The sequence below is a fragment of the Staphylococcus pettenkoferi genome, from assembly GCF_002902685.1.
Taxonomy (GTDB): domain Bacteria; phylum Bacillota; class Bacilli; order Staphylococcales; family Staphylococcaceae; genus Staphylococcus; species Staphylococcus pettenkoferi.
This window is the reverse complement of the sequence record NZ_PPRN01000003.1, coordinates 56,434-62,580: the sequence shown is the minus strand read 5'-3', so window position 1 is coordinate 62,580 and position 6,147 is coordinate 56,434. Positions and strand designations below refer to the sequence as shown.

Sequence of the window (6,147 nt, the reverse complement as noted above, 5' to 3'; positions counted from 1 at the left end):
AGATGTGTATAAGAGACAGGTATATAGGGGTTTATTTGCATTTCTTATTTTCCAGTTATTCATAAGAAAGAATGTACAGCGATGAATTAATGTTTCAATATCAGGAAAAAGTAGTAAACTATAATAGTAGAAACTAGTATATTCTCCCGAAAGAAGGTTTTAACATGTTTCCACAAATAGTAGATATTCATCATCATATTATCCCTCAAATATATAAACGCGCATTGAAGAAGATTGGCGTAACGACAGCAGGTGGTTATCCTATTAAAGATTGGGAGCCTAAAGATAGTTTACAAATGATGGACGAGTTAGGAATTGATGTCGGTGTGACTTCAATTTCAGAGCCGGCGACACTTCCTTTTAAGAAAAAGAAAGCTGCGAAAGTCGCACGTCAAGTCAACGAATATCAAGCTGAACTCAAGGCGAAGTATCCTGGACGTTTCAAAAGTTTCGCTTTACTCCCTATGCCTCATGTCAAAGAGTCTATCGCGGAAGTGAGATATGCGCTTGAAGAATTAAAGCTAGATGGCATTGGTTTATTGTCTAACTATGGCGATGCGTATTTAGGCGATGATCAGTTCGACCCAGTGATGGCTGAGATTAACCGTCATCAAGGTATCGTCTTTGTACATCCAAGTTCAACGTCAGATAAAGTGGCGAAACCGCAATATGTCTTTGCAGATTTCCTCGAAGAATTTACCTTCAATACGACACGAGCAGCAACGAACCTTGTACTCAGTGGCACGATGGAGCGTTATGAGCAGTTGAAGTTTATTCTCGCACATGCAGGTGGAACGTTACCGTATCTGAAATGGCGTATTCATGAGGCGTTAGAGACGCAACGCTATATTATGGAAGATCCGAAATCGCGTTTGCAGCCGATGATGGGGAGTAAGAAGAAAGATTTAGTGAAGACGGTTATCAAACACCCTGTGAAATATGCGAAGATGTTTAAGCAGTATAAATATGGTCTTGATGGCTGGAACACGTTAAACTTAACCGTTTCGGAATACTTTAGTCGGTTCTATTACGATACAGCGCTTTCTACAGGCGATGCGACCTTTGCGAGCTTAAAAGAAACGACGGATGTGTCACATGTGCTCTTCGGCTCAGATGCGCATTATGCGCCAGATTCTTGGATAGATAAAATGCAACAAGATATAAGTCGTACAAACTACTTCACTCAAGAAGAAAAAGAAGGTATATTTAACCGAAATATCAAACAACTATTCTCATAAAAAAAAGAAGCTGGATTCCGTTGGCGTTCCCCATATTAAACGACGTATATTTATACTTAAATCTAACGATAGGGGTAAACGAAATCCAGCTTTTCCCTTAATTATTCAGGATATTTGTCTGATTTACTAATGTTTCCATTCTCATCAAGTAGAGGAGTAAGGCCGCCACCTGTTGAAATCCAACTTGCTAAATACTGATTTCCAGTCACTTTGTCGGTTAGTATATAAGTTCTAACATTCTTATCACTCGAAGCTTTCTCCGTTACGAAACGGTCTTCATCTTTATCCTTACCAAAAATAGTATTACCTCACTTTCTAAATGATTATTCATACTTTCAATATTGCTTTTCGTCATTCTTTTTATAATCAAAGTACGTAATATTATTAATACCAGACTAAAGCATGTTAGTAAATGGTGATGGCCAACTAGAGCTACTATAAATATAAGAATCGCTATAATTGTTATAAGTGATAAAACGCTGCACCGCGACCCGCAAATTCGCCCAACACCCGTATACATACAGAAAAACTGCGCCCTTATTACAGCGCAGTTTTTAATAATTACAAATCCTTATTCAATATGGTCTCTATCATCCTCGTGCGTAAAGTTCTTCTTATAATTAACGTATACTTTAAACAGTTGTAGAAGAATCAAGATTAACGCGAAGAAGGCTAAGACGGAATGATGACCGACTAAAGCCATGATGAGCATGATAATTGCCACAATCAACGTAACAATTGTCGCTAAAGGTGATAGCATACTGTTATCCATTACCTTCAACTCCTTTCGTTAGCGTTCTTAATCTTCTCTGGATCTTTGGCGATATTGAACATAATAGTAGATATTCATGATTAGTCCCACAATACCGACACTCATAACAACGTAGTGGTGATTGATGAAACCACTCACAATTAACGTGATCCCAAGAATCCAGCCTATGATGATCAGTAATAACATCGTGATGTTTGAACGCAAGGATCTTCACTCCATTCTGGGTAGTTGTAGCGTAACATATTTCGAAGTGCCTTAATAACAAAGTCTTTCTCTTTATATTCATTATATACGCTGGGTACAATTAAAGCTAAAATAATTGCGCTACAGCATCCACTAAGCTATAACCGCCGAGAAAAGTAATGACTGCAACGACGAGTCCACCAATCACATTCCATTTCCAGTTATTCACATAGTCACCGAGTAAGCGACGGCGATTGATAATAATAAAGATCACAATCGCAACAATCGGCAAGATCATTCCATTTAATGCTTGTGCGACAAGTACCACCTGAAGCGGTTCGAATCCTAAAGCAGAAGAAATAATGCCGACGATGATGATGCATGCAAAGACGGTCTTATATTTCTTGCTCGACATGCCACCTTTCCAACCAAGTAAACTACTAATCGTAGCAGCTGCACCGGTTGGAGAAGCGAGAGCAGAAGAAAGACCTGCGGCAAACAAGCCGATACTCATCGCATAGGGTGCTGCTTGACCTAGAATAGGTTCTAAAGGTCGAGCGAGCTGGATCACACTCGATACTTCTTCACCTCGAATCAACGTAGCAGCTGAAATTAAGATCGCTGCTGAAATAATTCCACCAATCGTAATTGAAAGAACGGTATCCCAACGCGCAAAGCGCAGTGCTTTGATACTGTGAAAGCGTTCGTGAACTGCAGTAGAGTGAATAAAGAAATTATAAGGAACTACAGTGGTTCCGATCAAAGCGATAACCGTCAACATAGATCCGTTTGGTACAGTAGGAACCAACGCACCTTTAAACACAGCACCTACATCAGGCTGCACAAGAATCATCGTTGTAATAAAGATGAGTCCCATGATTACCATCAGTACAATCATGACTTTTTCTAAAAAATCATAATTCCCTAGCACACCAATTAACAAAATAATAATCCCAATAATCGGAGCGACGACATGTTTCGGTAAGTGTAACAAGTAGGCTGCTCCAAGTGACGTCCCAATTAAATCACCGCTAATATAGGCAGCACAACCGAGCGTTACGACGATTAAGATAAACCACACGAGAATGAATTTGCCCACTTTATGTTGAAGTAACGACTGAATGGCTTCCCCAAGTCCTTCGCGTGTTACTAAAGATAGGCGAATAATCATTTCTTGAACGACAATAGTCGCAATTACAGAGAAGACGACTGCCCAAAGTAAACTGTAACCAAAGTCAGCCCCGCTTTGTGTCATCGTAGTGACGGTACCAGGTCCGATAAAGGAAGCGGTGATAATCATACCTGGCCCCAATGCTTTCAAGATTTGAATCCTTTAGATAACATACTCCCAACCCCTTGTGCGCATATGAGTTATAGTTGAATGCGCGATGTTTAATTATTATTCAAATAAGCGACGTGACCAGCGAGGACGTACAATACAGCTGTAGAGACGAAGTGTGAAGAGTTCTGATTGGCGTCATTCATTGGATAGACTTCCACATAATCCATTCCGCATAAACCGAGTTTGCCAAATTCGTGGATGAGCGTGAGTAATTCGAAAGATGATAGGCCATTGCCGTCTACTGGGCCTCCAGGATTAAAGGCGAAATCCAAGACATCACTACAAATAGTTAAGTAAACCACATCGACATCTTGTTGTGCTTGGTCATAAATATCTCTAGCGAAAGCCTTTAAATCTTTAGCGGCACGAATATCATTGATCGTCAGTGTTTGTGCTCCAGCTTCTTCCGCATAGCGACCCGTCTCAGGTTGATTGCGTGGCCCGTGAATACCAGTATGAATAATACTTTCATTACGCACACCTTCAGTCTTATAGAGGTGCATAAAAGGTGTGTTACGCGCGAATTTTTCACCTTCGTAATCCGGCATATTATCGTAATGCGCATCAAGATGAATAATGCCGACTTTCTTACCTGTATTCGTCAAAGCTTTCAATATGGGATAGGTTACTCCATGTTCACCGCCGAAGCCGACGAGAAACTTACCGCTTTCCCACAAGCTTTGGGTAAAAGTCTCGATGTTGTGATAACTTTCTTCATTATTATGTGCCACGAACGGAACATCTCCAGCATCTCCCAGTGAAAGGTGTTCGCTCACATCAATATGATTGAGTTCTGGTAAATAACAACTATAACGCGCAGAGCTTAAACGAATTTGTTTCGGACCGAGTTCAACGCCTGTATAATCTCCCCAAGTACTTTCACCTTCGAAAGGTGCACCATAGAAGATGACGTCAGTATCTAAAGTTCCAGATTGAACCAAGTTCTTACTATTTAAAAAGCACGGTGTATTACCGTAAATATTATTTTTCATAAACTACCCACTCCTTTATTGTTAGTTATTATATAGTTATCTCTTTGCCTTTTCAAATAAATCTGAAAACTATATAGTGGAATGGTTAGTTAATAATTAAGATATTAAGCACTGTGTGAATTAAAGTAAGCGGAAGTGGAGGATTCAGAAAGAAATCTTTGTCGCAGAGGATAGAGGACAGTTATGATAGAGATAACGCAAGAAAGGGAGTGTACGGATGACGGAAATTTGCCTCGTGAGACATGGTGAAACGGAATGGAATCAACTTGGGAAGCTCCAAGGACGTACGGATACAGAACTCGATGATAACGGCATTCAGCAAGCGAAAGAATGTGCAAAGGCTCTGAGTGGTCAACAATGGTCAGCGATCGTAACCAGCCCTTTACGTCGCGCATATCGTACGGCTGAGCTCATCCAAGAACAATTGCAGATTCCTCTATTGGAGATGGAGGACTTTATTGAGCGCAGTTTTGGTACTGCAGAGGGGATGACCGTGGAAGAGAGACTAACAGCTTACCCTGATCGAATTTATCCTCAACAGGAAACAGAAGCACATTTGGAGCAGCGTTTACGAGCCGCATTGAATAAGCTTCAAGCGGAATATCCTCAAGGCCAGGTAATTGTCGTTTCACATGGAGCGGTGATTAACTATCTATTGAGAACGATGTGCATGCACGATATGGAAATTCCACGCCACAGTTTAGTGAATGGAAGTATGAGTACGATAACTCTTCGCGATGGGGCTTGGCATGTTCAAGATTTTAATATGACGCATCATCTTTCTCATTATAAAGAGATAGGTAAAATGTAAGTCTAGTTCGAGTACATTATATATATGAAGATACAAGTTCGGTTCGTAGATGTTTTAGTATCATCTGCGGACTTTTTGCTGGTAGGAGAGAAAGTGATGGTGTCTGAAGTGGATAAGTGTAACCGGCTTTCTTAATTAGTAAAAGCGTGAGAACATTCTTAAGCGTGAGACGCAATTTCGAATTTCACCGTCACACTTTAAGGCACGTGCATTTAATCCAAGAGGATCATCAAAAGTATACAAATTCAACGGAAGCAATGGCGTGATAGATATAAATATTACGAAACGAATGCCCGTAATAAGTAGCACGAATTAAACTATAACCCAGTTGTAGCAAAAAAGTTTAAAAAATTTTGCTTAATTAAGAAGTGCGCTAACTATTTTAAGAGTAAAAATACATCTTTGAAGTAAATGACTACTCATAAATCAACGGATTGGAATAGTAAGCGTGTAATTTATGACCAAAATGTTACACTTAGGTACTCTTTAGGTACATCTAGGCACTCATTTACCACAGTTACGTTCTATCCCTTACACTATAGTTAACAGTTCAGAAGACAACAGAAAGGGGTGAAAATCATGGAAGGTATCGTAAGTTCTATCTCAGACGCAGTAAAAGCAGGTCTTGATAAAGACTGGGCTACAATGGGAACAAGCATCGCTGAAGCAGTAGCTAAAGGCGTTGACTTCATCGCTGGTTTCTTCGGTTAATTCCGAAAGCGTGAAGGAGTTCCAACCATGCTAAGATGGTTGGGTTGGACACTTAAGCAGTCATATCCACCATCTAAGCATTTTTGATTAGTACAATA

The 6,147-nt window shown here is 40.1% G+C and carries 8 protein-coding genes; 3 read left to right on the top strand and 5 right to left on the bottom strand.

All coding sequences use genetic code 11. The features are described 5' to 3' along the window. The first annotated feature begins 164 nt into the window (after positions 1-164). A complete protein-coding gene (locus CD126_RS00945) occupies positions 165-1,238 on the top strand; it encodes an amidohydrolase family protein (protein ID WP_049408599.1) in 1,074 nt (357 codons plus the stop codon). A 101-nt stretch (positions 1,239-1,339) separates the two neighbouring features. Here CD126_RS00945 and CD126_RS12370 read toward each other — a convergent pair whose 3' ends face one another. The 5 genes from CD126_RS12370 to CD126_RS00925 all read right to left on the bottom strand — a co-directional run bounded on the left by CD126_RS12370 (position 1,340) and on the right by CD126_RS00925 (position 4,527). Then, the gene (locus CD126_RS12370; protein WP_082143069.1) at positions 1,340-1,537 is read right to left on the bottom strand and encodes a DUF6440 family protein; all 198 of its coding nucleotides are present in this window, start codon (positions 1,535-1,537) and stop codon (positions 1,340-1,342) included. Positions 1,538-1,809: 272 nt separating this feature from the next. Continuing rightward, positions 1,810-2,010 carry a hypothetical protein gene (locus tag CD126_RS00935; RefSeq protein WP_049408596.1) on the bottom strand — a complete coding sequence of 67 codons (201 nt, stop codon included), beginning with the start codon at positions 2,008-2,010 and terminating at the stop codon, positions 1,810-1,812. 27 nt (positions 2,011-2,037) lie between these two features. Further along, the gene (locus tag CD126_RS12070) at positions 2,038-2,214 is read right to left on the bottom strand and encodes a hypothetical protein (RefSeq protein WP_002471157.1); all 177 of its coding nucleotides are present in this window, start codon (positions 2,212-2,214) and stop codon (positions 2,038-2,040) included. A gap of 106 nt (positions 2,215-2,320) precedes the next feature. Continuing rightward, positions 2,321-3,493, bottom strand: coding sequence for an Nramp family divalent metal transporter (locus tag CD126_RS00930; RefSeq protein WP_103369893.1), 1,173 nt, complete (start codon positions 3,491-3,493; stop codon positions 2,321-2,323). A 92-nt stretch (positions 3,494-3,585) separates the two neighbouring features. After that, positions 3,586-4,527, bottom strand: a complete 942-nt coding sequence (locus CD126_RS00925) for an agmatinase family protein (protein WP_049408592.1) — start codon at positions 4,525-4,527, stop codon at positions 3,586-3,588. A 217-nt stretch (positions 4,528-4,744) separates the two neighbouring features. Here CD126_RS00925 and CD126_RS00920 point away from each other — a divergent pair, with 217 nt between their 5' ends. Together CD126_RS00920 and CD126_RS00915 are read left to right on the top strand one after the other, a co-directional pair. Beyond that, entirely contained in the window at positions 4,745-5,338 is a 594-nt protein-coding gene (locus CD126_RS00920; protein ID WP_049408590.1) for a histidine phosphatase family protein, read from the top strand. A 579-nt stretch (positions 5,339-5,917) separates the two neighbouring features. Next, positions 5,918-6,049 carry a beta-class phenol-soluble modulin gene (locus tag CD126_RS00915; RefSeq protein WP_002471171.1) on the top strand — a complete coding sequence of 44 codons (132 nt, stop codon included), beginning with the start codon at positions 5,918-5,920 and terminating at the stop codon, positions 6,047-6,049. Positions 6,050-6,147 lie beyond the last annotated feature (98 nt).

Coding starts and splice junctions, on each gene's coding strand:
- CD126_RS00925 (WP_049408592.1), bottom strand. CDS start 4,527: ATGAAAAATAATATTTACGGTAATACACCGTGCTTTTTAAATAGTAAG.
- CD126_RS00915 (WP_002471171.1), top strand. CDS start 5,918: ATGGAAGGTATCGTAAGTTCTATCTCAGACGCAGTAAAAGCAGGTCTT.
- CD126_RS00920 (WP_049408590.1), top strand. CDS start 4,745: ATGACGGAAATTTGCCTCGTGAGACATGGTGAAACGGAATGGAATCAA.
- CD126_RS00945 (WP_049408599.1), top strand. CDS start 165: ATGTTTCCACAAATAGTAGATATTCATCATCATATTATCCCTCAAATA.
- CD126_RS00935 (WP_049408596.1), bottom strand. CDS start 2,010: ATGGATAACAGTATGCTATCACCTTTAGCGACAATTGTTACGTTGATT.
- CD126_RS00930 (WP_103369893.1), bottom strand. CDS start 3,493: ATGATTATCACCGCTTCCTTTATCGGACCTGGTACCGTCACTACGATG.